The organism is Xanthobacter sp. YC-JY1 (assembly GCF_021730305.1).
GTDB classification, from domain to species: domain Bacteria; phylum Pseudomonadota; class Alphaproteobacteria; order Rhizobiales; family Xanthobacteraceae; genus Xanthobacter; species Xanthobacter flavus.
Genome location: NZ_CP032674.1, coordinates 2,393,576 through 2,416,356, shown reverse-complemented (window position 1 = coordinate 2,416,356; position 22,781 = coordinate 2,393,576). Strand labels below are relative to the sequence as shown.

Here is a 22,781-nt window from a genome sequence, read left to right as displayed (position 1 = left end):
TTCTGAGGCCTGAACAACATGGAATCAGAGCAACTCCATTTTCGGATGGCGAGTCTTCACGAGGACGATTCGCCTTTATTTTATTTATTCCAATGTCAATCGAGCACATCTTTACGTGCCGGACACGCAACAGTATCTGACGTTATTTCAGTTCATTGGCAAGTTGGATGTATTCTTCTTGACGCTCCCGTGGCGCAACGGTAGCCAAATCGTGTCAGGCAAGACGCCTGCTCAGGCAACACGCCTGCGGCCCGCCACGTCCCCGGCTTCCGGATCGACGCCAGCCAGCCTCCGAACATCAGCCGGGGAGAAGATCATGGCGGGAGAACCGCAGCGCATGGCCGTGTTCAAGGGCGAAGGACATCGCCGCGGGAAAGAGGCGCTGCTCGCGGGCGTGGCTCTCTGTGCCGTCCTGATGGCCACGCCGCTACGCGCCCAGAGCGCGCCGGATGCCGGCCCGACCGACGACACGACGGCCATCTCCCTCGACACCATCACGGTCGCCGCCAGCCTCACGGAAGAGCGCGCCATTGATGCGCTCGCCGCCATCAGCGTGGTGCGGCCGGACGATCTTGAACAGCTGATGCCGTCGCGCACGCAGGACGTGTTCTTCGGCATGCCGGGCACCACCGTCATCCAGAACGGCAATTCCACGCAGGCCTCCATCAACATTCGCGGCATGGAGGATTACGGCCGCGTCGCGGTGTTCATCGACGGCGCGCGGCAGAACTTCACCCAGCTGGGCCACGGCACCGGCGCCGGCTCCTTCTTCCTGGAGCCCGGACTTCTGGCGGACGTGGACGTGGTGCGCGGCCCGGTGGCCAACATCTACGGCTCCGGCGCCATCGGCGGCGTGGTGACCTTCCGCACCAAGGACGCCAACGACATCATCAAGCCCGGCCAGACCTGGGGCGTGGAATCCGCCGGGGAGTTCGGCTCCAACGGACCGATGGGATACGGCGCCCTGTTCGCGGCGGCGAAGGTCAACCCGAACATCGACCTGTTCTTCGGCGGCACCTACCGCTCGCAGGGCGACTATACGGACGGCGACGGCAACGTGGTGCCCGGCACCGGCTCCGACATCTGGACCGGCGTCGCCAAGCTGACCTTCCGGCCGGCGGACCATCACGAGGTGAAGATCACCGGCATCAACTACAGTGCCGACTACACCACCTACAACGCCGCGCTGGTGAACAACGAGATTCCGACCGGCTCCACCCAATACGGCACCACCGTTCTCAACCAGACCCTGACGGCGAGCTGGAACTACTCGAATCCGGACGACAACATTTTCGACTGGCGCAGCCAGATCTACTGGAACCGGGTGAAGCAGGATCAGCTGAAGGTGGCGGGCACGCCCAGCTCCATCACCGGCTCGGTCGGCGATCCCCGCTATTTCACCATCGACACCCTGGGCTTCGACCTCAACAACACCTCGCGCTTCACCTTCGCCGACATCCGCAACGCCATCACCATCGGTGGCGACTATTTCCACGATGACGTGGACAACGTGGACAATTACGGGTTCGGCGACGGCTACAACCCGTCCGGCGAGCGTGGCGTGGGCGGCGCCTTCATCCAGTGGAAGGCCAATTATTCCACCTGGTTCGAGGCCATCGGCGCGCTGCGCTACGACACCTACAATCTCAGCGGCGACGGCGTTTCCACCAGCGGCGACCACCTCTCGCCCAAGATCACGGTGGGCCTGACGCCGTGGCAGTGGGTGACGCTCTACGGCACCTTCGCGGAAGGCTATCGCGCGCCCGCCGTCACCGAGACGCTGGTGAACGGCGCGCACCCGCCGAACATCCCGCTCGTCTTCTGCCCGGATGGCAGCTTCGGCGTGTTCTGCTTCGTGCCGAACCCGTATCTCAAGCCGGAAATCGGCAAGAACAAGGAAATCGGCCTCAACCTCCGGTTCGACGACATCTTCACCAAGGGCGACAAGTTCCGCGCCAAGGCCAACGTCTACCAGAACGACGTGGAGGACTACATCGAGCTGGTGGGCTACGACAAGACGCCGTTCGGCACCTATGCCAACTACCAGTACCAGAACATCGCCAACGCCCGCCTGCGCGGCTTCGAGTTCGAGAGCAATTACGACGCCGGCGTCTGGTTCGCAGGCTTCAACGCCACCGTGTCCGAGGGCGAAAACACGAACAATGGCCAGCCCCTCGCCAACGTGATGCCCAACACCATCGCCACCACGCTGGGTGCGCGCTTCTTCGAGAACAAGCTCACCGTCTCGGTGCGCTGGCAGTGGGTGGCCGCCAAGACCGCGGCCGACCTGCCGGCCGATTCCCCCTACGAGCCGACGCCGAGCTTCAACCTCGTGAACGTCTATCTCGGCTACCAGCCGGATCCGAACGTGCTCGCCCAGCTCTCCGTTGAGAACCTCTTCAACGAGCAGTACGTTCAGTATCAGCAGTTCCTGCCGAGCGCCGGCATCACCGCGAAGGCCGGCCTCAAGTTCAAGATCGGCGCCGATACCATCGCGGCGGCGACGCCCTATCCGGTGAAATAGGCGGCCACCAGCCCATCCCATTGCCAACACGGAGTGTCGAAATGTTCATTGCAACCAACAGGTTCAAGGTGAAGCACGGGTCCGAGGCCGAGTTCGAGCGGGTCTGGCGCGAGCGCGACACCTACATTGCCGCCGTGCCCGGCTTCGTCGCCTTTGATCTGTGCCGCGGGCCGGAGAAGGAGGAATACACCCTCTACATCTCCCACACCGTCTGGGCCGGGAAGGCCGATTTCGAGGCCTGGACCAAGTCCGAGGCCTTCCGCCTCGCCCACCGCGACGCGGGTGCGTCATCCAACCGCGTGAACTATATCGGCGGTCCGGAGTTTGAAGGATTTGAGTCGGTGCTCTCGCTCACCCCCGGCGAGAAGGCGGCCTGACGGCCCACTGACCCGAACCACGGTGTTACCTCCAGCCCGGCCGGACCAAAAGTCCGCGCCGGGTTTCTTTTGCCGGTTCCGCGGCAGGAGGAGAGCGCCCCCCTTTCCCCTTGCGGGAGAGGGGCTGGGCGGAGGGGTATGCCGCCACATAATCCGGGGGGCGGTCGTCGACCTGAGAATCCCCTCACCCCCTGCCCCTCTCCCGCAAGGGGAGATGGGAGGATTGCCCGGACAAAGGGGGCGCAGCGTCCGGCCTTTCCTTGCCGGCTCCGCTTGGCTACCGTCTTGGCCCTTTTCCCGGCCCCAGAGCCAACAGGATCGCGCCATGACGGCCTATTCCGACCTCGCAGCCCATTTCGACCGTGCCGCGGCGCTCGCCAACGGCATCGGCATCCTCCAGTGGGACAGCGACACCATGATGCCCAAGGGGGCCGCCTCGACCCGCGCGGAGAGCCTCGCCTTGCTGCGCGTGCTCCACCACAACATGGCGACCGACCCTCGCATCGGCGACTGGATCGCCGCGTCCGAGAGCGAGGCCCTCGGCCCGTGGGAGCGCGCCAATGTGCGCGAGATCACCCGCAGCTTCACCGTGGACACGGCCGTCCCAGCCGATCTGGTGGAAGCCTCCAGCCGCGCCTCGTCCCGCTGCGAGATGGCCTGGCGCAAGGCGCGGGCGGATGCCGACTTCCCGGCCCTCCTGCCCTATCTGGAGGAGGTGCTGCGGCTCCAGCGCGAGATCGGCCGGGTGAAGGGCGAGAAGCTCGGCCTCTCCCCCTATGATGCCCTCCTGAACGGCTACGAGCCCGGCGGCCGCTCGGCCCGCATCGATGCGCTGTTCGACGACCTCGCCCAGTTCCTGCCCGGCTTCACCGAGGAAGTGCTGGAGATCCAGGCCCGCCGGCCGGCGACGCCCGCGCTGGAGGGCCCTTTCGCCGTGGAGGCGCAGCGCCAGCTTGGGCTGGAGCTGATGAAGACGGTGGGCTTCGATTTCGAGCGCGGCCGCCTCGACGTCTCCGCCCATCCCTTCTGCGGCGGTGCCGACAACGACGTACGCATCACCACCCGCTATGACGAGAGCGACTTCTCCCGCGCCCTCATGGGCGTGCTGCACGAGACTGGCCACGCGCTCTATGAGCAGGGCCGCCCGCAGGACTATATCCACCAGCCGGTGGGACAGGCGCGCTCCATGAGCATTCATGAGAGCCAGTCGCTGCTCATGGAAATGCAGGCCTGCCGCAGCCGGGAGTTCCTAACCTTCGCCGCCCCGCGCATGCGCGCCGCCTTCAACGGCTCCGGCCCGGCCTGGGAGGCGGATGCCCTGTGGCGGCTCTACACCAAGGTGGAGCGCGGCTTCATCCGGGTGGATGCGGACGAGGTGACCTACCCCGCCCACGTCATCCTGCGCTACCGGCTGGAAAAGGCGCTGATCGGCGGCGAGATGAAGCTCGCCGACCTGCCCGGCGCCTGGGCAGACGGCATGAAGTCCCTGCTCGGCGTGACGCCGCCCGACGACCGGCTGGGCTGCCTCCAGGACATCCACTGGCCGGGCGGCGGCTGGGGCTATTTCCCCACCTACACGCTGGGCGCGATGACCGCCGCGCAGCTGTTCGATGCCGCCTGCCGCGCCGATCCCGGCATTTTGCCCGGCATCGCCAAGGGCGATTTCGCGCCCCTGCTGGCGTGGCTCCGCGTGAACGTGCACGGACAGGCCTCTCTGCTGGAGACGGACGAGCTTCTCACCCGCGCCACCGGCCGTCCGCTCGATGCCTCGGTCTTCAAGGCCCACCTGCGCCGGCGCTATGGCGGCGAGATGGAGCATTCCGCGGCGGCCTGAAGCGCGTCCCCCAAATGCAAAACGGCCGGGCAGAAGCCCGGCCGTTTCGTTTGGAGATGAAGCCGGCGTCAGAGACCAGCGACGTAGCGGCTCGGGTCCACCGGGGTCGAGCCCTTGCGGATCTCGAAGTGCAGCTGGGGCGAACCCACATTGCCGCTCTGGCCGGCCTTGGCCACGATCTGGCCGCGCCGCACGGTGTCGCCGCGCTTCACCGTCAGTTCGCTGTTGTTGGCATAGGCGGTCACATAGCCATCCGCGTGCTTGATGAGCACGAGGTTGCCGTAGCCCTTCAGCTCGTTGCCGGCATAGGCCACGGTGCCGTCCTCCGCAGCGCGCACCGCAGTGCCTTCCGGCACGGCGAAGTTCACGCCGTCATTGTGGGCGCCGCCGGGCTTAGGACCGAAGGAGGCGATGACGCGGCCGCGCACCGGAGCGCGGAACTGGGGACCGGAGCCGGAAGCACGCGGGCCATCGTCCGTGTCCTCCACCGGGGTCACCTTGGCGGCGGTCTCGACCTTGGGCTCGGGCGCGGCGGACTTGGCGACCGCCTGCGTCGGGGCAGAGCCAGCGGGCTTGGTGGCAGCAGTGGCCGGGGTGGGCTTGGCGGCAGGAGCGGCAGTCAGCGCCGGAGCCGGCGCGGCGGCGACCGTGGCAGGCTTCGCCGAGCCGGGAACCTGCAGCGTGCTGGCGACCGGAGCCGCAGCGGCGAGCTGCGGCGGCTTGGCGGCAGCGGTGGTCTGGGCAGCGGCCTGCGCGGCCTTGGCCTGGGACGCGCCATTGCCGCCGGGCGGGATGATGAGCGTCTGCCCGGTGCGGACGGTGCCGCCGGCCGGGATGTTGTTGGCGATGGTCAGCGACGCCACCGAGACGTTGTACATGCGCGAAATGGAGCCGAGCGTCTCGCCGGCCACCACCACATGGGTGCCGGCCGTGGGGCCGCGGGCGGCCGGAGCTGCAGCGGGCGCAGCCGCGTAGCCGGGCGCGCCGTAGAGCGGCTGGCCCGGGCCGGTGGAGGCGTAGGAGGAGGGCTGGTAACCGGGCGCGGCGGCCTGGCCCGGCGGGGGCGCCGGCATGGCTTCCACACGGCCGGAGCCGAGGGAGCCGGTGACATCCCCGCTGCCTGCAGGCGGATAGCCCCCAGGCTGGCCCTGATAGCCCGCGACGGGGGTCCCGGCCGGCGGCTGGGGAGAGTCGGCAGAGAAGCGAAGCGTATCCGAACTACAGCCTGCGACCGTTCCGGACACGAGCCCGATCAGTGCCAGCCGCGCGAAGACGTTACGCCCGTGAGTCCCGCAGGAAGTACGCATGTGACCGAACTCGCACGCAAACATTACGGCCCGCAGTTAAGGGTCCCATGCGTAAACGGCGGCTTAAATGGCGCATCTTCGGCGTCGTCCTGCCGAACTTTCGACTCCCCCGTGACAAACCTGCAACAGGTCGGAGCCCCCGACCTGCCGTTTCGTCAGTTGCCCTTGGGGGCGGTGACCACGCTGGCGCCGCTCTCGGCGGTGTCCGACACCGAGCGGCCCAGCTGGTTCACATGCTGGCCGTAGTGGGAGCGGGTGTTCTCGTCCACCACGGCGACGGGCGCAGCGATGACGAGGCCGGCGGCGGTGCCGACGGTCGCGGCGGCGTCCGAGGTCGCCTTGATGATGTGCTCGCCGACACCGACGCGGGAGTCGGTCATGGTCTGGCCCTCCGCAAGGCGGGCGCCGATGGCCTGCACCACCTTGGGGCTCGCCGCGAACTTGCCGTGGGCCAGGGGATCGTTGGTCCTGAGCTTTGTCAGGTCCACCACGTTGATGTTGTTCTTCTCGAACTCGGTGCGGAACGGTTCCTGCTCCGGATCCACGGCGCCGACACGCGGCACGTCGCCCCAAACCCGGCGGGAAACCGCGAGCGCCCTGTCATCCTGCGAGACGAAAAGGGTGAAGTCCGGGCGCTGGCTGGCCTTGCCGATCTCGTTGAAGAAGGTGGAGAAGACGTCGACGTCCACGTCCGGCGCCGCCAGCATCACATACTTGATCTTGGGCAGGATGCGGCCGTTGCGGATCGCCATCTGCCTGAGCGCCTCCAGCGTCACGACGTTGCCCATGGAGTGGGCGAGGATCGAGATCTCGCCCACGTTCGGGTCCTTGGCCATGAAGGTGAGCAGCCGCTCGAGGGCATCCCGCGAGAAGGAAGTGCTTTCCCGGTCATAGCCGTAGGCGAGCAGGCTGCCGCGCGAGGGCCAGGTGAACAGCACCGGCGTCACCGGCGCCCCGGAATCGTGGATGATCTGGGCGAAGCGGAACACCGCATCGTCGAAGCGCTGATTATAGCCGTGCACGAACACCAGCGCCTGCCGGCCGGGGGTGCGGTTGATGCGGTTGTGGAACCACGTGATCGCCTGATCCTGCGTCAGGTCGTCGAGCTTGGTGGTGACGAAGTCCGTCGCTGGGTTACCGGGGATGCTCCGCGGCCACTGCACGTCGCCGATCTTGCGGGCGCCGGCGGGCGGGATGGAAACCTCGATCTCGGCATAGCTCGGCGTGCGGGCGCGCTCACCGTTGAAGATGTCCGGGCCATCGGACCGCTCACGGACGGTGGCGACGACCATATCCACGCGGGACGTGCCGGGAACCGCATCGGGCACGGGAATGAGCGCGCCATCGGGGCGCCCGGCGCAGCCTGTCAACAGGCCGAACAGCAGCGCACACGCCAGAACATGCCGCCCACGGCCGGAAACGACCTTCAATTCTTGATCCCCCGGAACGCAACTCCCGATCCGATAGACGAGGGCTCGCACCCCCGCAACGGGCTTCGGTACCGCGGTACCGCGAAAGCGCTGCTTTCGCTCAGAGTGTGGCCGCCGCGCCCGGAACGAGCGGTACAAAGCGCACCTTCATCAGGTCAGTGCGGCTGCGGCCGGACTGCTCCTTGACGATGCGGACGAGCGTCTGCACCTCCTCCGGCGCACCGAGGGGCGCGACGATGACGCCGCCGAGCTTGAGCTGGTCCATCAGGGCTGCGGGAATGTCGTTTGCCGCTGCGGTAACCAGGATGCGATCGAACGGCGCCCGTGCGGGCATCCCGTTCATGCCGTCTCCGACATAGGCGGTGACGTTGCGCAGGCCGAGCACCTCGAACCGCGTCTGCGCCTCGCTGACGAGGGAGCGATAGCGGTCCACCGTTACCACGCGGGCGGCGAGATGGGAGAGCACGGCGGCCTGGTAGCCGGAGCCGGTGCCAACCTCCAGCACGGTCTGGTCGGCGGTGACGCCGAGGGCTTCCGTCATGGCGGCGACGAGGCTCGGCTGCGACATGGTCTGGCCGCAGGCGATGGGCAGCGCCACGTCGTCATAGGCGTGGCGGCGCATCATGGGATCCACGAACAGCGGTCGCGGCACCAGCTCGATGGCGCGCAGCACCGCGAGATCCCTGATCCCGCGCTGGCGCAGCCGGAGGATGAAGGCCGCACGTTCCGCCTGCTCGCCGTCGCCCTCGCCGGTACTCATCCCGGTGTCCATCTCCGCCTAACTGTTGAAACCTATAGCAGATTGCCGCCGATCTCCAGCCGGTGCCTTTCCACCATCTTCCCATCCGGCGCGCCCTGCCCCGGCTTGCGCCGCAACGGCCGATCGGACACCCTCGCGCCGCCATGCGCCCCGATGTCCTGTCCCCCCTCTTCGCGCCGCTCGACAGCCTCTCCGGTATCGGCCCCAAGCTGATGAAGCCGTATGCGCGCCTGCTCGGCCGGGACATGCCGCGGGTGATCGACCTCCTGTTCCACATGCCGTCCGGCTTCGTGGACCGCCGCGCCCGCCCCCTGCTCGCCGAAGCCGTTCCCGAGACCGACGTGACGGTGGAAGTGACGGTGGACGCCCACCAGCCGCCCCCGCCCGGCAGCCGGGCGCCGCACCGCACCTATGTGTCCGATGCCAGCGGCGACATGGTCGTGGTGCATTTCAAGATCGAGCCCGCGCGCATCGAGCGGATGCTGCCGGTGGGGTCGAAGCGCTGGCTGTGCGGGCGCATCTCGATCTACGACGGGATGCGGCAGATGACCCATCCTGACCGCATCCTCGACGCCGCCGGGGTCGAGCGGCTGCCGGCGGTGGAACAGGTCTATCCGCTGGTGGAGGGCCTCGCCTCCGGCCATCTGCGCCGGGCCATCGAGGCCGCGCTCCAGCGCGTGCCGGACCTGCCCGAGTGGATTCCGGACGAACTGCGCGCCGCGCGCGGCTGGCCCTCCTTCCGCGACGCGCTGATGCGCATCCACAAGCCGGCCTCGCCGCATGAGGCGACGCCGGCCGGCGGGCCATGGCGACGGCTCGCGTTCGACGAATTGCTGGCCCACCAGCTCACATTGGCCCTCGTGCGGGCGCAGGAGGAGAAGGCCGGCGGGCGTTCCACTGTGGGCGACGGCCGTATCGCAACGCGTCTCGCAGACGCTTTGCCCTTCCGCCTCACCGGCGCGCAGGATCAGGCCATCGCTTCCATCCGCGCCGACCTTGCCGCCGACACGCGGATGCTGCGGCTGCTCCAGGGCGATGTGGGCTCGGGCAAGACGGTCGTCGCCCTGATGGCCGCCGCCACCGTGGCCGAGGCCGGCCGGCAGACGGCGCTGATGGCGCCCACCGAGATCCTCGCCCGCCAGCATCTGGAAACCATCGCCCCGCTGGCCGCAGCCGCCGGGCTCTCCACCGCCATCCTCACCGGCCGGGAAAAGGGCCGCGCCCGCGAGGCCGTGCTGGCCGAGCTGGCCTCCGGCCGCACCGACCTCGTGATCGGCACCCATGCCCTGATTCAGGACGACGTGGTGTTCCACGATCTCGCCCTTGCGGTGGTGGACGAGCAGCACCGCTTCGGCGTCGAGCAGCGCTTGACGCTGGCGCGCAAGGGCGAGGCGGTGGACATGCTGGTGATGACGGCGACGCCCATCCCGCGCACCCTCGTCCTCACCCTGTTCGGCGACATGGATTCCAGCGAGCTGCGCGAGAAACCGCCGGGCCGGCAGGCCATCGACACCCGCGCCTTGCCCCTCGACCGGCTGGACGAGGTGGTGGCCGGGGTCGGCCGGGCATTGGCGTCCGGTGCCCGCGCCTACTGGATCTGCCCGCTGGTGGAAGAGACCGACACCTCCGACCTCGCCGCAGCGACGGAACGCTACGAGACGCTGCAATCCATCTTCGGCGCATCGGTCGGGCTGGTGCACGGCCGCATGTCCGGCACCGCCAAGGACGAGGCCATGGGCCGCTTCGCCCGCGGCGAGACGCGGCTGCTGGTGGCCACGACCGTGATCGAGGTGGGCGTGAACGTGCCCGAGGCGACCGTGATGGTCATCGAGCACGCCGAGCGCTTCGGCCTCGCTCAATTGCACCAGCTGCGCGGCCGCGTGGGGCGCGGGGACAAGCCGTCCGTGTGCCTGCTGCTCTACCGTCACCCGCTGGGCGAGACGGCGAAGGCGCGCCTCGCCATCCTGCGCGAGAGCCAGGACGGGTTCCGCCTCGCGGAGGAGGATCTGCGCCTGCGCGGCGAGGGCGACGTGCTGGGCACGCGGCAGAGCGGCCTGCCCGGCTTCCGGCTCGCGCGCATGGAATGGCACGGCGGCGAGGTGGAGGCCGCGCGCAACGCCGCGGCGGCGCAGGTGCGGGCCGATCCCGATCTCGCTTTGCCGTCCGCGCGGGTGCTGCACACGCTGCTGCACCTGCAAGAGCGGGATGCGGCGGTGCGCTTGCTCTCCGCTGGATGAGGCGCCATGGTCCGGCAATGGCCGCCGACGACGATGCCCCTCCCCCGCCCCCGCAGGACAAACGGCTGACGCAGAGCGAGACACTGGCCGCCGGGCGCTGGAGCCGCGACGCGATCTACCGCAAGCTCCTGTTCGCGGCCGGCTTCGTCTTCCTCGTCATCGGCGCCATCGGCATGGTGGTGCCCATGCTGCCGGGCACGGTGTTCCTGATCCTCGCCGCCTGGTGCTTCACCCGATCGTCGCCGAAATTCGAGGCCTGGCTCCTCAATCACCGCTGGCTCGGCCCCGGCGTCGTGCGCTGGCGGGAAACCGGGGCGATCCCGCCCATGGTGAAGCTGTTCGCCCTGTCGAGCTTCATCGGCACCTTCACCGGCAGCTGGTATTTGGGCGCACCGACCTTCGTGCTCGCCCTTCTCGGCGTGCTGTTCACCGTGCTTGCGGTGTTCATCGCGACGCGGCCGAACCGATAGCGCGCGGGCCCCTCAGCGGCGCAGCGGCACCACGTTGTGGGGGAGGGTTTCCTCCTCCGCGCAGCAGACCCGGTTGCGACCGGACCGCTTCGCCTCGTAGAGGGCCGCATCCGCCCGCTCCAGCGTGGCGAGCAGCGGCTCCTCCCGCGAGGCCAGCGCAACGCCGATGCTGACGGTGAAGGGCGGCACGTCCGGATCGTCATGGCCGATGATGGCGAGGCGCACCGATTCCGCCTGCAGCCGCGCCATTTCGGGCGATGCGCGCTCCAGCAGGATGGCGAACTCCTCCCCGCCCACCCGGCCGATGAGCGCGGATTGCGGCAGCGTGTGCTGGAGCATGTCGCCGAAGCCGCGGATGGTCTGGTCGCCTACGCCATGGCCGAACGTGTCGTTGATGGCCTTGAAGTGGTCGATGTCGATGAGGAGCAGAGCGAACGGCGCCGCCCCGGTCCGTCCGTGCACGAGGTCCGAGGCGCGCTGCTCGAACCCGCGGCGATTGAGGAGACCGGACAGGGCGTCCGTATCCGCCACCTCCAGCGTCTCCCGCACCAGTTCGAGCACCGAGATCACCAGAATCAGGAGGCCGGTGGCGACCATCAGGATGCCAGTGCTGATCTGGGCCACCACCGCGAACGGCGTGTCCATGTAATTGATCTGGTGCGGCCCCGTATGCAGGCTAATCGCCAGCGCGGCCTTGAGGGGCACGTGCATGCACAGCAGCGCGAATAGGCCGGCGAGGAGAAGATCGCGCAGCCGGCGGGGGCTGTCGCGCAGCACCACCCAGCAGCTCGCCGCCGTCGCGAGCACGAACGGCGTCTGGTAGCTGACCACCCGGACGAGCGTGTTGACCGGCAGTTGCAGCGCCAGCGCGGCGCTCACGACGGTGACGATGCCCAGCACCGTCACCAGCCCCCACGGGATGGGCTTGCGGTAGAGCACCGCCAGTCCCGGCACCATCAGGATGAGGCAGGCGGCGAAGGACAGGTAGATCACCGGCGCGAACAGCACCACCCAGCCGGTGTAGGACTGCGCCAGCAGCGCGAGCGGCGTGATGACGATGGCGCCGAAGCTGGCGGCGAACCACAGGGGGGCCGTATTGCCACGGTGCAGCAGCGCCAGCGCGAGGTAGCTCGCGGCGAACAGCGCAGCCACCACGGCGTTCATGACGATCGGGAAGGTCGCAGCAGGCATCGACCGGCGTCCGGACCCAGGCTCAAGCGTTGGCTAAACTCGGAGAATCAAGGCGCCGAATCGTGGTCCGGCGCAACACTTTTCAGGCCCCTGCGGCCGGATTGCGCAACGTGACCGCCTATTCCACCGTCACGGATTTGGCGAGGTTGCGCGGCTGGTCCACGTCCGTGCCCATGATGACGGCCGTATGGTAGGCGATCAGCTGCACCGGGATGGAATAGACCATGGGGCAGACGGTCGCCGGCATCTCCGGCAGGATCAGCTTCTGAACCGCATTCACAGGCGCGGCCTCGGCCCCCTTGGGGTCGGTGACGAGGATGATCTTGCCGCCGCGCGCCGCCACCTCCTCCATGTTGGAGACGGTCTTGTCGAAGATGCGGTCGTGGGGGGCGATGACCACCACCGGCATCTTCTCGTCGATGAGCGCGATGGGGCCGTGCTTCAGCTCGCCGCCGGCATAGCCTTCGGCGTGGATGTAGGAGATTTCCTTGAGCTTCAGCGCGCCTTCCAGCGCCAGCGGATAATTGGTGCCGCGGCCGAGATAGAGCACGTCCCGCGCCTTCGCCAGCGTGCGGGCCAGCACCTCGATCTCGGGCGAGAGCTTCAGCGCCTCGGTCATCAGGCGGGGCACTTCCATGAAAGCGCGCACCAGCTTGTGCTCGTCCTCCGCCGACAGAACCCCCTTGGCGCGGCCGAACGCGACGGACAGGCAGGCGAGGGTCGCCAGTTGGCAGGTGAAGGCCTTGGTAGACGCGACGCCGATTTCCGGACCGGCGAGGATGGGCAGCACCACGTCCGCCTCGCGGGCGATGGTGGAGGTGGGCACGTTCACGACGGCCACCACCTTCTGCCCGCACTCCTTGGCGTAGCGCAGCGAAGCGAGCGTATCCGCCGTCTCGCCCGACTGGGAGATGACGATGGTGACGCCACCCGGCGCCAGCGGCGTCTCGCGATAGCGGAACTCGGATGCGATGTCGGTGGAGACCGGCACGCGGCCGAAACGCTCCAGCCAGTATTCCGCCACCGCGCCGGCATAAAGCGCCGTGCCGCAGGCGGTGATGGAGATGTGCTGCACCTCCTTGGCGTCGAACGGCAGCTCGGGCAGCGAGACGGTCTCGTCGGCGAGGTCGAGATAGTGGCCGAAGGTGTGGGAGATGACCTCCGGCTGCTCGTAGATCTCCTTCGCCATGAAGTGGCGATGGTTGCCCTTGTCCACCAGGAGGGCACCGGCCGGTACCTTCTGCACGGCGCGCTCGACGATGCGGCCCGTCTCGTCGCGGATTTCCGCGCCCTCGCGGGTGAGCACGGCCCAGTCACCTTCTTCCAGATAGGCGATGCGATCGGTGAACGGGCCGAGGGCGATGGCGTCCGAGCCGAGGAACATCTCGCCATTGCCGTAGCCGATGGCGAGCGGGGAGCCGCGGCGGGCGGCGATCATCAGGTCGGTCTTGCCGTCGAACAGGAAGGCGAGCGCAAAGGCGCCCTTGAGGCGCGGCAGCACAGCCGCAACCGCCGCGACCGGCTCCTTGCCGGAGAGCAGTTCTCGGTCCACCAGCTGGGCGACGACCTCGGTGTCCGTGTCGCTCCTGAAGACGACGCCGGCGGCCTTGAGGTCTTCCTTCAGCTCGCGGAAATTCTCGATGATGCCGTTGTGGACCACCGCCACGCGCTTGGTGCCGTGGGGATGGGCGTTGCGCTCGGAGGGCTTGCCGTGGGTCGCCCAGCGGGTGTGCCCGATGCCGGCGTGACCCTTGAGCGGGTGCTTGTCGAGCTTGTTCTCGAGATTGCGCAGCTTGCCTTCGGCGCGGCAGATCTCGAGGTGCCCGTTCTCCAGTGTCGCGATGCCGGCGGAATCATAGCCGCGGTATTCCAGGCGCCGGAGGGATTCGACCACCTTGTCCGCGACGGCGCTCTTGCCCAGAATGCCGACGATCCCGCACATGCGATCTAGCTCCGATGTTGGTGGCGCCCTGATGGGCCCGGCTGACAGTCGCGCCCAAGGTGCACTGCAAAAACTGAATGGACCGTTCCTAACCCGCAAGTCCTACCCTTCACTGGGCCAGGGCCGGAATCACATCGCCTTTCCGTTGGTGTCAGGCGAAGGCTAGCCCTTCTTCTTCGCGTCGGCCCGGGCGGCGCGGAAATCCTTGGCCCAGCCCTCCTTCACCACCTGCCGGCTGCGGGCGATGGCGAGCGCATCGTCCGGCACGTCGGAGGTGATGACGGCGCCCGTCCCCACATAGGCCCCTGCGCCGATCGTCACCGGAGCCACCAAGGCGGAATTCACGCCGATGAAGGCCCCCGCGCCGATCTCGGTGCGATACTTGGAGAAGCCGTCATAGTTGCAGGTGATGGTGCCGGCGCCGAGATTGGCGCCCGCGCCCACATGGGCATCGCCCACATAGGACAGGTGGTTCACCTTGGCCCCGCTCTCGATATGGGCGGCCTTGGTCTCCACGAAATTGCCGATGCGCACGCCCTCATCCAGCCGTGTGCCCGGCCGCAGCCGCGCATAGGGGCCGATGGAGACGCCGGGCGCGAGCTGCGCGCCTTCGAGATGGCAGAAGGCGTGGATCACCACATCGTCGCCGACGGTCACACCCGGCCCGAACACCACGTTGGGCTCCACGATCACGTCGCGGCCGAGCACGGTGTCGGCGGAGAAGAATACCGTCTCCGGTGCGATCAACGTCACGCCCTCGGCCATAGCGGACAGGCGCAGGCGCTTTTGCAGGATGGCCTCGGCCTCGGCGAGCTGGATGCGGCTGTTGACGCCGGCCACCTCGTCCACGTCCGCCTTCGCCGCAACGGCGGAGCGCCCGTCGGCGCGGGCGATCTCCACGGCGTCGGTGAGATAATATTCGCCCTTGGAATTGGCGTTGCCGATCCGGTCGAGGATGGAGAGCACATCCTTGCCCGAGAGCGCCATCAGCCCGGCATTGCAGAAGCGAACCGCCTTCTCGGCGGCGGTCGCGTCCTTCTCCTCGCGGATGGCGACGAGTTCGTCGCCGGAGGTGACGAGGCGGCCGTAGCCGGTGGGATCTTCCGGCTCGAAGCCAAGCGCGGCGACCGCAGCGCCCTCGGCCAGCGGGGCACGCAGGCGGGCCAGCGTCTCCGGTCGCACCAGCGGGGTGTCGGCGTAGAGCACGAGCACGTCGTCGGCGCCCTGCTCCAGCGCGGCGCGGGCGGCGAGCACGGCGTGTGCGGTGCCGAGCCGTTCGGTCTGCACGAACACCTGCGCGTCCGGCACGATGCGCGTCGCCTCGGCGGCGACATCCTCGCGGCCGGGGCCGACCACCACGGCGGTGCGCGTGGCGCCGGCGGCGCGGGTTGCCGCCAGCACATGATGGAGCATGGTGCGGCCGGCGACCTTGTGGAGCACCTTGGGGAGGCGCGACTTCATGCGCGTCCCTTCCCCGGCGGCGAGCACCACCACGAGCAGGCTCCGGTCACTCATCGCGATTCCTCCGCGGCGCTAGCGTTCCGCCCCCCATTACCCCGCCGCCGCAGCAAGCGGAAGCGGGGAGAAGGCGAGACGCAAGCGCGCCGCAGATGGCGTTTTTCAGGCGCCGCGGGTCCAGCGCACGGTCGCCTCGGCGACGCGGCGGCCGAGATGGGCGGCGGTGCGGCGGTCGGTGGCGGGCGGCACCACGTCCGGGCCTTCATCAATGTTGGACTGGGCATAGGCGCCGGCGAAGCCGCCGAGGCGGTTCAGGTCTTCCAGCGAGCCCTTGGAATTGTTGTTGCCGGGATGGAGGCCGAGGCCCACCCACACCATGCCGTGCTGCTGCGACAGGCCGAACATCGCATGGATGCCCTGGTGCTTGTCACCGTTCTGCGCGCCGGAATTGACGAAGCCGGCGGCCAGCTTGTCCTTCCACTTCATCTCGAACCAGCGCTTCGAGGACTTCTCGGCGAACGCCTGGAAGCCGGCGGAGACGTTGCCCATGTAGATCGGCGCGCCGAAGATGATGGCGGCGGCGCCGTCCAGCACGTCCCACTTCTCGTCCACTTCGTCCACGGAGACGAGGACGCCCTCGACCGCATCGACTTCCTTGATGCCGGCGAGCACGGATTCAGCCACCGCCTTGGTGTGGCCGTAGCCCGAGTGATACACGATCGCGACGACTGGCTTGGACATGACACGTCTCCCCGTTGGGTTCGCCACCGGTTATGCCGTGCATGGATGCCCACATCCAGCCGTAAGATCGCAATCCAGCCTTGCGCTTTCGCAAACGCACGACGGCGTGCTCAGCCGCCCTTGGGGAATTCCAGCCCCATCTCGCGGTAGCGTTCGGGATCATCCGCCCAGCTTTCGCGCACCTTCACGAACAGGAAGAGATGCACGGGCTGTTCGATGATCTCGGAGATCTCCTTCCGGGATTCGGTCGAGATGGTCTTGATGGTGTTTCCACCCTTGCCGAGCACGATCTTCCGCTGGCTTTCGCGCTCCACGAATATCGTTTGCTCGATGCGCACCGAGCCGTTGCGCAATTCCTTCCAGCTCTCGGTTTCCACCGTGGAGCGGTAAGGCAGTTCATCGTGCAGGCGCAGAAACATCTTCTCGCGGGTGATCTCGGCCGCGAGCATGCGCATGGGCGCATCCGAAACCTGATCCTCGGGATAGAGCCAGGGGCCGGGCGGCACCGTCTCGGCGAACCAGCGGCGCACATCCACCACGCCATCGCCCGTGAGCGCGGAGACCATGAACACCCGGTCGAACGGCACCCGCTCGGTGATTGCGGCGGCCAACGCCAGCAGGCTGTCGCGGCGGATCAGGTCGATCTTGTTGAGGATGAGGGCACGTGGCTTGCGGATGTCCTTCAGCTGGCCGAGCAGCGCCTCGATATCCTCATCGAGGCCGCGGTTGGCATCCACCAGCAGCGCGATGACGTCGGCGTCGGCGGCATGGGTCCAGGCGCTCGACACCATGGCCCGCTCCAGCCGGCGCTTGGGCGCGAAGATGCCGGGGGTGTCCACCAGCACCACCTGCGCCGCGCCGTCCAGCGCGATACCGCGCACGATGGAGCGCGTCGTCTGCACCTTGTGCGAGACGATGGACACCTTGGTGCCAACCAGCGCGTTGGTCAGGGTGGACTTGCCGGCATTGGGCGCGCCGAGCAAAGCGACGAAGCCGCAGCGGGTCGGGCCTTCGAGCGGCGCAAGGGGGCCGCGCTCCTCCCGGTCCAGCTCGTCGTCGAAATCGTCGTCCTCGTCGTCGTCATCCGGAAGATCGTCATCGAGGAGTTCATCCTCCGCGATATCCTCTTCGGCGACGTCATCCTGCGGTACGGCGGCAGCGGCGAGGGCTTCCTCTTCCGCAACGGCAGGGTTTTGATCCGGGGCGGCCGTGTCGGCGCCCGCCTTCTTCCTCGGTGCCATCAGGCCTCGTCCTTCTCCCAAACGCCCTCACGGACGAGGAAGGCGGCAGCGGCCGCCTTCTGTGCATTCTGCTTGGAGGCGCCATCCGCCTGCGCCGAGACGAGGCCGGGCAGGTCCACCGCCACGGTGAAGCGGGGTGCGTGGTCCGGGCCGGAGCGCATCACCTCGCGATAGACGGGCGGGGGCAGGCCACGGGCCTGCGCCCATTCCTGCAGCACGGTCTTGGCATCGCGCAGCGGCCGGCGCGGGGCCTCGAGCCGCGGACGCCAGAAGCGCTCCACCAAAGCGTGGGCCGCCTCATACCCGCCATCGAGGAACACCGCCGCCACCACGCCTTCGGCCACGTCGGCGAGGATGGCGCGGCGCTTGTGCGCACCGGATTGGCTTTCGCCGGGGCCGAGGCGGATGAACGGGCCGAGGTCCATGTCCTCGGCGACCTCCGCGCAGGCCTCCTCGCGCACCAGCTCGGCGAGCCGGCGCGACAATTCCCCCTCCTCGCCTTCCGGGAAGGCGAGATAGAGCATGTGCGACACCACCGAGCCGAGCACGTGGTCGCCCAGGAATTCCACCCGCTGGTAGGAGCGCAGGCGCGGCGCCTCGCCCTTCACGGCGCTGATGTGGGACAGGGCCAGCTCAAGGAAGGAGCGATCGCGGAAGCGGTAGCCGATCCGCTCCTCGAGATGGGCGAGATCCCGCCCTGCCCCGTTCAGTGTACCCGTGTGAACAGCCGATCCCATCGCACCGTCCAAGGCCATGTCCAAACCTGCCACGCAGAAGCGCCCTCGTCGATCGAGAAGAAGATCAGCTGCGCCTTGCCGATGAGATTCTCGAACGGAACATAGCCCACCTGGCTCAGCACGCGGCTGTCGGCGGAATTGTCCCGGTTGTCGCCCATCATGAAGAAGTGCCCGAGCGGCACCTCATAGACGGGCGTGTTGTCGTAGAAGCCGTTGTCCACCAGGTCCAGCGTCTCGTAGGAGACGCCGTTCGGCAGCGTCTCGCGCCAGCGCTTCACCGGCACCTTGCGGCCGGAGCCGTCGTCCTCGCTCACGTCCGACAGGCGCTCGCGCTGCACCGGCACGCCGTTGATGTGCAGGAGACCGTTGATCATCTGGATCTTGTCGCCGGGCATGCCGACCACGCGCTTGATGTAGTCGGTCTCGTTGTCCTTCGGCAGCTTGAACACCACCACGTCACCGCGGGTCGGCTCGGACCCGAAGATGCGGCCGGAGAACAGGTTGGGCGAGAAGGGAATCGAGAAGTGGGAATAGCCGTAGCTGTACTTGGAGACGAACAGGTAGTCGCCGATCAGCAGCGTGTCCTTCATCGACCCGGAGGGGATGTTGAACGGCTGGAAGAGGAAGGTCCGGATCACCAGCGCGATCAGCAGCGCGTGGACAATCACCCGGACGGTTTCGAGAAAGCCGCCGTCCTTCTTGGAATCGCTGGTCGCGGTCATCGGGTGTCCAAGGTTTCCCAAATGAGGCGCAGGGTACGACAAACTGCGCCGAAACTGAGGAGATACCGGCAGATGCGCGCCGGTCTCGACAGGCAAGACCGCCCCTATAGAGGCTTCCCGGCCTCCCGGCAACGCACGCCCTCGACCTCCTCCAGCGTCAGGCGCCGGAGCGGGGCACCGCCGAGATGATGACATAGGCGGCGGTGAGCGGTCCCTCGTCGGTGAGGGAGAGGTGGATATGCGGCTCGTACCCCTCCGGCACCATCTGGGCGAGACGCCGCGCCGCGCCGCCCTTCAGCACCAGCGTCGGCTGGCCCGAAGGCAGGTTGACGACGCCCATGTCGCGCCAGAACACGCCCCGGCTCAGCCCGGTGCCGAGCGCCTTGGCGCAGGCCTCCTTGGCCGCGAAGCGCTTGGCATAGGTCTCCGCCCTCAGCTTGCGTCGATCTGCCTTCGCCCGCTCGACGGGCGTGAAGACGCGGTTCAGGAACCGGTCGCCGAACCGCTCGATGGATTTGGCGATGCGGCGTGCATCGGAGAAGTCGGAGCCGATGCCGAGGATCATGCCGCCTCGCCCGCTGCGGCCGCCCGCCCGGCGGCGATGGCCGCCTGCATGGTGTGGATGGCCGCCTCCAGCCCGACGAAGATGGCCTCGCCGATGAGGAAATGGCCGATGTTCAGCTCCACGATTTCGGGAAACGCCGCGATGCGCTCCGCTGTAGCGTAATCGAGCCCGTGGCCGGCATGGACCTCCAGCCCGAGGGCGTGGGCCTGCCGCGCCCCGGCTTTCAGCCGCGCGAACTCGGCCTCGGCCTCCGCCGTGCGTCCTTCAGCCACCGCGTCACACCAGCCGCCGGTATGCAGTTCCACGATATCGGCGCCAAGGGCTGCCGCCGCTGCGATCTGCCGCTCCTCTGCTGCGATGAAGAGGGAGACGCGGATGCCCGCCGCCTTCAGCCGCGCGATGCGCGGGCCGAGTTCGGCGGCGAGCCCCGCCGCATCGAGCCCGCCCTCGGTGGTGCGCTCCTCCCGCCGCTCCGGCACGAGGCAGCAGGCATTGGGGCGGACGGAGACGGCGATGCCCACCATCTCCTCCGTGGCGGCCATCTCGAAATTGAGCGGCAGGTCGATCTCGGCCTTCAGCCGCGCCATGTCGGCATCGCGGATGTGGCGCCGGTCCTCGCGCAGATGGGCGGTGATTCCATCCGCGCCCGCCGAGGCGGCGAGAAGAGCGGCGCGCACCGGATCCGGCAGGAGCCCGCCCCGCGCGTTGCGCACGGTCGCCACGTGGTCGACGTTCACCCCGAGCCGCACCGGCTTCAGCACCGCCATAGTTTCCGCTCCTGCCGTCCGTCGCGCGCGTTCCTGCATGCTCCAGAACACCGTTACCCGCGTTGTCATCCCCCGGCTTGTCCGGGGGATCCACCTAGCCGACAGACCGGTGCCCCGTCATCGATCACGCGGCAAACGGGACAGTGGATGCCCCGGACAAGCCGGGGCATGACAACTCAAGGACCTACCTCGACCGGTGAGACACGCCCAATCATAACAACCTCAGCCGTTCACGCGCTCCACCTGCGAGACCACCTCGCGGGCCTTGAGGTCGGCGATGATGGCGTTGAGGTGCCTGAGGTCGAACACCTCCACGTCGATCACCATCTCGTGGAAATCGGCCGAGCGCGCATGCATCTGCAGCCCGTCGATATTGCCGCCCCGGTCGCCGATGGCGCCGGCGATCTGCGCCAGCGAGCCGGGCTCGTTGCGGGCGGTGACGATGATGCGGGCGGGGAAGCGCCCGTCGGACAATTCGTCCACGTCCCACCGCACGTCCAGCCAGCGCTCGGGCGCGTCCTCGAAGCCCTGCAGCGAGGCCGACTGGATTGGATAGATGGTGATACCCTCGCCGGGCGTGAGAATGCCGACGATGCGGTCCCCCGGCACAGCCCCCCCATCCGGCGCGAAGCGCACCGGCAAGTCACCATTGATGCCACGGATGGGGATGGCGTCCAGCCGTTCCGACGTAGTGCCCTCGGGAATCTTGAACTTGAGGTTGTGCCCGCGCTTCAGCTCGAACCAGCCCTCACCGCTGGCGGCGCGCTCCGCCCGCTCCTCGGGGCGGGGCGGCACCCAGTCCGGATAGACGGCGCGGATCACGTCGTCGGTCTTGATCTCGCCCCGACCGATGGCGGCGAACACATCCTCGGCCGACGCGCGGGCGAGCCGTGGTGTCGCCTTGGCCACGGCATCTTCGGTGAAGGGCTTGCCGACGCGGGTGAAGGCCCGCTCGGTGATCTTGCGGCCGAGGCCGGCATATTGGGCGCGCACGGCGGCACGGGTGGCACGGCGCACGGCGGCGCGCGCCTTGCCGGTGACGGCGATGGTTTCCCACGCCCCCGGCGGCGTCTGCGCCTTGGAGGTGATGATCTCCACCTCGTCGCCGTTCTTCAGCTCCGACACCAGCGGCGCGATGGTGCCGTTGATCTTGCACCCCACCGCGGTGTTGCCCACGTCGGTATGCACCGCATAGGCGAAATCGATGGGTGTCGCCTTGCGCGGCAGAGCGATGAGCCGGCCCTTGGGGGTGAAGCAGAACACCTGGTCGTGGAACAGCTCAAGCTTGGTGTGCTCAAGGAATTCCTCGGGCGAGAGCCCCTGCGACAGGTTCTCGATGGTCTTGCGCAGCCAGGCATAGGCGCGGCTCTCGTGGGAGAGCATCTCCCCCGGTGCACCCGAGGCGTCCTTGTAGAGGGCATGGGCGGCGATGCCGTATTCGGCGATCTCCTCCATGTCCTTGGTGCGGATCTGCATCTCGACGCGCTGGCGGCGCGGGCCAACCACCGTCGTGTGCAGCGAGCGATAATCGTTGGGCTTGGGCGTGGAGATGTAGTCCTTGAACCGGCCGGGCACGATGGCCCACTTGGTGTGGACGACGCCCAGCGCCCGGTAGCAGTCCTCCACCGAGGAGACGAGCACGCGGAAGCCGTAGAGATCCGACAATTGCTCGAAGCCGATGGCCTTGCGCTCCATCTTGCCCCAGATGGAAAAGGGCCGCTTCTCGCGCCCCTTGACCTCGGCGACGATCCCGCGCCGGGCAAGCTCGTCCTTCAGCTCGCGCTCGATCTCCTGCACCACCGGGCCGTTGAACTGCCGCAGCTCGGAGACGCGGGTGGTGATGCTCTCATAGGCTTCCGGGGAGAGCTGGCGGAAGGCGAGATCCTCCAGCTCCTCGCGCATGTCCTGCATGCCCATGCGGGCAGCGAGCGGCGCGTAGATGTCCAGCGTCTCCTGCGCCACCCGGTCCCGCTTCTCCGGCGGCACCCATTTCAGGGTGCGCATGTTGTGGAGGCGGTCGGCGAGCTTCACGAGGAGCACGCGCACGTCGTCGGCGATAGCAAGCAGCAGCTTGCGAAGATTCTCGGCCTGCTTCGCCTGCTTGGAGACGAGGTCGAGCTTCTTGATCTTGGTCAGCCCCTCCACCAGCGTCGCGATCTGGTGGCCGAACAGCCGCTCGATCTCCGCCTTGGTGGCGCTGGTGTCCTCGATGGTGTCGTGCAGCAGGGCCGAGACGATGGTGGCATCGTCCAGCTTGAGATCGGTGAGGATCGCCGCGACTTCGAGCGGATGGGAGAAATAGGGATCGCCGGACGCACGCAGCTGACTGCCGTGCGCCCTCATGGCGTAGACATAGGCGCGGTCGAGCAGCGCCTCGTCGGTGTTGGGATTATACCGTCGAACGCGCTCGACGAGTTCGTATTGGCGCATCATGGCCGGAACGATCCGTCGCAGCACGGCGGAGCGGGTCAGCGCGAC

General features: G+C 68.0%; 18 protein-coding genes. 5 read left to right on the top strand and 13 right to left on the bottom strand.

Annotated features, from left to right (window positions below):
- The first annotated feature begins 316 nt into the window (after nucleotides 1-316).
- From D7006_RS11220 to D7006_RS11210, 3 genes are all read left to right on the top strand, one after another.
- Nucleotides 317-2,524 carry a TonB-dependent hemoglobin/transferrin/lactoferrin family receptor gene (locus D7006_RS11220; protein ID WP_237356660.1) on the top strand — a complete coding sequence of 736 codons (2,208 nt, stop codon included), beginning with the start codon at nucleotides 317-319 and terminating at the stop codon, nucleotides 2,522-2,524.
- 41 nt (nucleotides 2,525-2,565) lie between these two features.
- Nucleotides 2,566-2,901 (top strand): antibiotic biosynthesis monooxygenase, encoded by a 336-nt coding sequence (locus tag D7006_RS11215; RefSeq protein WP_029558383.1) that lies wholly within the window; start codon nucleotides 2,566-2,568, stop codon nucleotides 2,899-2,901.
- Between the two features lie 325 nt (nucleotides 2,902-3,226).
- Nucleotides 3,227-4,735 (top strand): carboxypeptidase M32, encoded by a 1,509-nt coding sequence (locus D7006_RS11210; RefSeq protein WP_237356659.1) that lies wholly within the window; start codon nucleotides 3,227-3,229, stop codon nucleotides 4,733-4,735.
- A 68-nt stretch (nucleotides 4,736-4,803) separates the two neighbouring features.
- Here D7006_RS11210 and D7006_RS11205 read toward each other — a convergent pair whose 3' ends face one another.
- The 3 genes from D7006_RS11205 to D7006_RS11195 form a co-directional block, all read right to left on the bottom strand.
- On the bottom strand, nucleotides 4,804-5,808 hold the full coding sequence (locus tag D7006_RS11205; RefSeq protein WP_237356658.1) for a M23 family metallopeptidase: 1,005 nt from the start codon (nucleotides 5,806-5,808) through the stop codon (nucleotides 4,804-4,806).
- 389 nt (nucleotides 5,809-6,197) lie between these two features.
- Nucleotides 6,198-7,472: an alpha/beta hydrolase gene (locus tag D7006_RS11200; RefSeq protein WP_237356657.1), complete on the bottom strand. Its 1,275-nt coding sequence runs from the start codon at nucleotides 7,470-7,472 to the stop codon at nucleotides 6,198-6,200.
- Between the two features lie 100 nt (nucleotides 7,473-7,572).
- Entirely contained in the window at nucleotides 7,573-8,232 is a 660-nt protein-coding gene (locus D7006_RS11195) for a protein-L-isoaspartate(D-aspartate) O-methyltransferase (RefSeq protein WP_237356656.1), read from the bottom strand.
- A gap of 143 nt (nucleotides 8,233-8,375) precedes the next feature.
- Between D7006_RS11195 and recG the strand changes: the two genes are divergently transcribed.
- Nucleotides 8,376-10,469: an ATP-dependent DNA helicase RecG gene (gene recG / locus D7006_RS11190; protein ID WP_237356655.1), complete on the top strand. Its 2,094-nt coding sequence runs from the start codon at nucleotides 8,376-8,378 to the stop codon at nucleotides 10,467-10,469.
- Between the two features lie 17 nt (nucleotides 10,470-10,486).
- Nucleotides 10,487-10,939, top strand: coding sequence for a YbaN family protein (locus D7006_RS11185; RefSeq protein ID WP_237356654.1), 453 nt, complete (start codon nucleotides 10,487-10,489; stop codon nucleotides 10,937-10,939).
- A gap of 12 nt (nucleotides 10,940-10,951) precedes the next feature.
- On the opposite strand, the gene D7006_RS11180 is transcribed toward D7006_RS11185, so the two are convergent.
- The 10 genes from D7006_RS11180 to D7006_RS11135 form a co-directional block, all read right to left on the bottom strand.
- Complete coding sequence (locus tag D7006_RS11180) at nucleotides 10,952-12,130, bottom strand: diguanylate cyclase (protein ID WP_169120703.1); 1,179 nt, start codon at nucleotides 12,128-12,130, stop codon at nucleotides 10,952-10,954.
- Nucleotides 12,131-12,248: 118 nt separating this feature from the next.
- Nucleotides 12,249-14,072, bottom strand: coding sequence for a glutamine--fructose-6-phosphate transaminase (isomerizing) (glmS, locus tag D7006_RS11175; RefSeq protein WP_169120705.1), 1,824 nt, complete (start codon nucleotides 14,070-14,072; stop codon nucleotides 12,249-12,251).
- Between the two features lie 162 nt (nucleotides 14,073-14,234).
- Entirely contained in the window at nucleotides 14,235-15,587 is a 1,353-nt protein-coding gene (gene glmU / locus D7006_RS11170; protein ID WP_237356653.1) for a bifunctional UDP-N-acetylglucosamine diphosphorylase/glucosamine-1-phosphate N-acetyltransferase GlmU, read from the bottom strand.
- Between the two features lie 105 nt (nucleotides 15,588-15,692).
- Complete coding sequence (locus D7006_RS11165; RefSeq protein ID WP_229644618.1) at nucleotides 15,693-16,271, bottom strand: flavodoxin family protein; 579 nt, start codon at nucleotides 16,269-16,271, stop codon at nucleotides 15,693-15,695.
- A gap of 110 nt (nucleotides 16,272-16,381) precedes the next feature.
- Nucleotides 16,382-17,512, bottom strand: a complete 1,131-nt coding sequence (gene era, locus D7006_RS11160) for a GTPase Era (protein WP_237356652.1) — start codon at nucleotides 17,510-17,512, stop codon at nucleotides 16,382-16,384.
- Nucleotides 17,512-18,249: a ribonuclease III gene (gene rnc / locus D7006_RS11155; RefSeq protein WP_237356651.1), complete on the bottom strand. Its 738-nt coding sequence runs from the start codon at nucleotides 18,247-18,249 to the stop codon at nucleotides 17,512-17,514. Before rnc ends, era begins: the two co-directional genes overlap by 1 nt.
- Nucleotides 18,219-18,971: a signal peptidase I gene (lepB, locus tag D7006_RS11150; RefSeq protein ID WP_029558371.1), complete on the bottom strand. Its 753-nt coding sequence runs from the start codon at nucleotides 18,969-18,971 to the stop codon at nucleotides 18,219-18,221. The genes rnc and lepB overlap by 31 nt, the downstream gene beginning before the upstream one ends.
- A gap of 157 nt (nucleotides 18,972-19,128) precedes the next feature.
- Nucleotides 19,129-19,536, bottom strand: a complete 408-nt coding sequence (acpS, locus tag D7006_RS11145) for a holo-ACP synthase (RefSeq protein WP_237356650.1) — start codon at nucleotides 19,534-19,536, stop codon at nucleotides 19,129-19,131.
- Nucleotides 19,533-20,303 (bottom strand): pyridoxine 5'-phosphate synthase, encoded by a 771-nt coding sequence (locus tag D7006_RS11140; RefSeq protein WP_237356649.1) that lies wholly within the window; start codon nucleotides 20,301-20,303, stop codon nucleotides 19,533-19,535. The genes acpS and D7006_RS11140 overlap by 4 nt, the downstream gene beginning before the upstream one ends.
- Before the next feature lie 222 nt (nucleotides 20,304-20,525).
- Nucleotides 20,526-22,736 (bottom strand): bifunctional (p)ppGpp synthetase/guanosine-3',5'-bis(diphosphate) 3'-pyrophosphohydrolase, encoded by a 2,211-nt coding sequence (locus tag D7006_RS11135; protein ID WP_169120717.1) that lies wholly within the window; start codon nucleotides 22,734-22,736, stop codon nucleotides 20,526-20,528.
- Between the last annotated feature and the right edge of the window lie 45 nt (nucleotides 22,737-22,781).